This is a genomic window from Pseudonocardia sp. SID8383 (assembly GCF_009864975.1).
In the GTDB taxonomy this organism is placed as follows: Bacteria; Actinomycetota; Actinomycetes; order Mycobacteriales; family Pseudonocardiaceae; genus Pseudonocardia; species Pseudonocardia alni.
On record NZ_WWFY01001184.1, the window covers coordinates 1 to 2,840 of the forward strand.

Consider the following 2,840-nt stretch of genomic DNA (forward strand, 5'->3'; position numbering starts at 1 on the left):
ACCACTGCGCGCCGGGCATGTCACGGCGCGAGTGCACTGCTGGTGGTCTCGCAGTTCGCGGTGGCGTCGTTCGCGACCGAGTACCTGGTCCGCGAGCAGGGGTGGCACGTGGCGGCGGCGGGCGCGTTCGTCGCCGGTGGGCAGATCGCCGGGGCGGTCGGTCGGATCGCGACCGGGGTCTGGTCGGACCGGGTCGGGTCCCGGCTGCGCCCGATGCGCCAGGTCGCGGCCGCCGCGGCCGCGGTGCTGCTGCTGTTCGCGCTCGGCGACGCCGTCGCCGGATGGCTGGCAGTGACGATGCTCGCCGTCGGGGCGGTGGTGACGGTCGCCCCGAACGGGCTGGCGTTCACCAGCACCGCCGAGATCGCCGGACCCGCCTGGTCGGGGCGCGCGCTGGGGGTGCAGAACACCGGCCAGAACGCCGTCGCATCGGTGGTCCCGGCCGCGCTCGGCGCCCTGGTCGGCGCGACCGGCTACGCGGCGGCGTTCGCGATCGCCGCCGCGGCACCGTTGGCCGCGATCCTGGTGACACCGGTCCGCGACGAACGCCGGCGGTCGTCGTGACGCCGCCGGCGCAGCCGGTCAGCGGGTGATCGTCTGGTCCCGCCCGGGGCCGACGCCGATCGCGGACACCGGCGCGCCGGTGAGCTCCTCGATCCGCTGCACGTAGGCCCGCGCGGCGGGGGGCAGGTCCTCCCAGGTGCGGGCACCGGAGAGGTCCTCGACCCAGCCGGGCATCTCCTCGTAGACCGGGACGGCGTGGTGGAAACCGGTCTGGGTCATCGGCATCTCGTCGACGCGGTGGCCGTCGACCTCGTAGCCGACGCAGATCGGCACCGACTCCAGTCCCGACAGCACGTCCAGCTTGGTCAGGAAGAGGTCGGTGATGCCGTTGACCCGCACCGCGTAGCGCCCGATGACGGCGTCGAACCAGCCGCAGCGCCGCGCACGGCCGGTGTTCACACCGACCTCGCCGCCGGTCTTGCGCAGGAACTCGCCCATCTCGTCGTGCAGCTCGGTCGGGAACGGACCGGAGCCGACGCGGGTCGTGTAGGCCTTCAGGATCCCGATCACCCGGGTGATCTTGTTCGGGCCGATGCCGGAACCGACCGACGCGCCGCCCGCGGTCGGGTTCGAGCTGGTCACGAAGGGGTAGGTGCCGTGGTCGACGTCGAGCAGGGTGCCCTGCGAGCCCTCGAGCAGCAGCGTCTCACCGCGCTCCAGGGCCTCGTTCAGCAGCAGCCGGGTGTCGACGATCTTGTCGGCGAACTCCTTCGACTGCTCCAGGACGGTGTCGACGACCTCGTTGAAGTCCAGCGCGCGCCGGTTGTAGACCTTGACCAGGATCTGGTTCTTCAGCTCGAGGGCGGCCTCCACCTTCTGGTGCAGGATCTTCTCGTCGAGCAGGTCCGCGGCGCGGACGCCGACCCGGGCCACCTTGTCCTGGTAGGCGGGACCGATGCCGCGGCCGGTCGTGCCGATCTTGGCCTTGCCCAGGTAGCGCTCGGTGACCCGGTCGATCGCCACGTGGTACGGCATGATCAGGTGCGAGTCGGCCGAGATCAGCAGGCCGGAGGTGTCGACGCCGCGCCGCTCCAGCCCGGCCTTCTCCTCGATCAGCGCCTCGGGGTTCACGACGACCCCGTTGCCGATCACGTTCTTCACGCCCGGGGACAGGATCCCGGACGGGATGAGCTTCAGCGCGAAGTCGCGGCCGTCCGGCGTGACGACGGTGTGCCCGGCGTTGTTGCCGCCCTGGTAGCGGACGACCCAGCCGAACTGCCCGCCCAGCAGGTCGGTCGCCTTGCCCTTGCCCTCGTCGCCCCACTGGGCGCCGATCAACACGATTGCGGGCATGTAAGAGACTCCAGTTCACACACGCTCGTCACGGTCGCGGGACCGGGCGTGATTTCCGGTTTCCGCGGCGAGGAGGGTACTCGATCAGTGGTTCCGACCGATCCCGAAGCGGTTCTCCTCGACTGCCTGCCGCAGCGGCGTCACCGGCTTCCCTTCCACGGTATCCGGCCCGGCGCGCGACGTGAACGCCCACCGTCGTCGCTGGTGTCCGATCCCGCGGTGCGTTCGGTCACCGTGGGCCCGCGCCCCGGGAAGGCGGAGGTCGACGTCCTGCTCCCGGTGCCGCGACTGATCGTCCACGGTGACGACGCGGACCTCGCCGCCGTGCTCCTCCGGCTGCTCCGGCGGGACGCGCTCGCGACCGAGGTCGCCTACCTGCCGGTGTCCCGGCGGTCGCGGGCCGCCGCGAACTGGGGCCTCCCGACCCGGTTCGACGACGCCGTCGCCCTCGCCCGGTCCGGCACCGCACGCGAGATGCCGCTGGTGCGCGACGACAATGGGGGCGTCCTCGCCGGCCGCGGGGAGATCCCCGACCTCTACGGCGAGGCCTACTGCGACGCGACGCGCGTGCTGCACGGCCGCGTGAAGCTGCTCGTCGTCGACGCGGGGCCCGAGGGCGTGCACGTGCGGGCGGGCCGCGGGGTGACCGGCACGACCGGGCGGGCGATCCAGATCGGGACGACGGGTGCGACGCCCGTCCGCGACGGCGTCGCGCACCCGCGGGAGATCAAGCGGTGGGCCTGGTACCGGCACACCGAGCCGTGGCGGCCGGTGCTGCCGGGCTGATCAACGCCCGGGGTCCTCGGGCGCGAGCACCGCGTCGGTCGCGGTGATCCCGACGTCGAACACCTCGTCGGTGGGGACGACGTAGCGGTTGCGGTGGTCCCGGGTCTCGCCGCGACCGCCCGGGACGCCGCCGGCCATCGGGCCGTAGCCGGCCCCGCCGCGAGCCTCCGCCGCCTTGGCGCCGGTCCACGGCTCGG

General features: G+C 73.1%; 4 protein-coding genes. 2 read left to right on the forward strand and 2 right to left on the reverse strand.

Annotation, left to right across the window (positions count from 1 at the left end; all coding sequences use genetic code 11):
- Positions 1-564, forward strand: a 564-nt coding sequence (locus tag GTW08_RS28915; protein WP_161152792.1) for an MFS transporter, incomplete at its 5' end; no start/stop codon positions are given.
- 18 nt (positions 565-582) lie between these two features.
- On the opposite strand, the gene GTW08_RS28920 is transcribed toward GTW08_RS28915, so the two are convergent.
- Positions 583-1,857 (reverse strand): adenylosuccinate synthase, encoded by a 1,275-nt coding sequence (locus GTW08_RS28920; protein ID WP_073576033.1) that lies wholly within the window; start codon positions 1,855-1,857, stop codon positions 583-585.
- 204 nt (positions 1,858-2,061) lie between these two features.
- Between GTW08_RS28920 and GTW08_RS28925 the strand changes: the two genes are divergently transcribed.
- On the forward strand, positions 2,062-2,643 hold the full coding sequence (locus tag GTW08_RS28925) for a hypothetical protein (RefSeq protein ID WP_301549044.1): 582 nt from the start codon (positions 2,062-2,064) through the stop codon (positions 2,641-2,643).
- Here the strand turns inward: GTW08_RS28925 and GTW08_RS28930 are convergent.
- Positions 2,644-2,840: hypothetical protein (locus tag GTW08_RS28930; RefSeq protein WP_161152793.1), on the reverse strand; the 197-nt coding region annotated here is incomplete at its 5' end.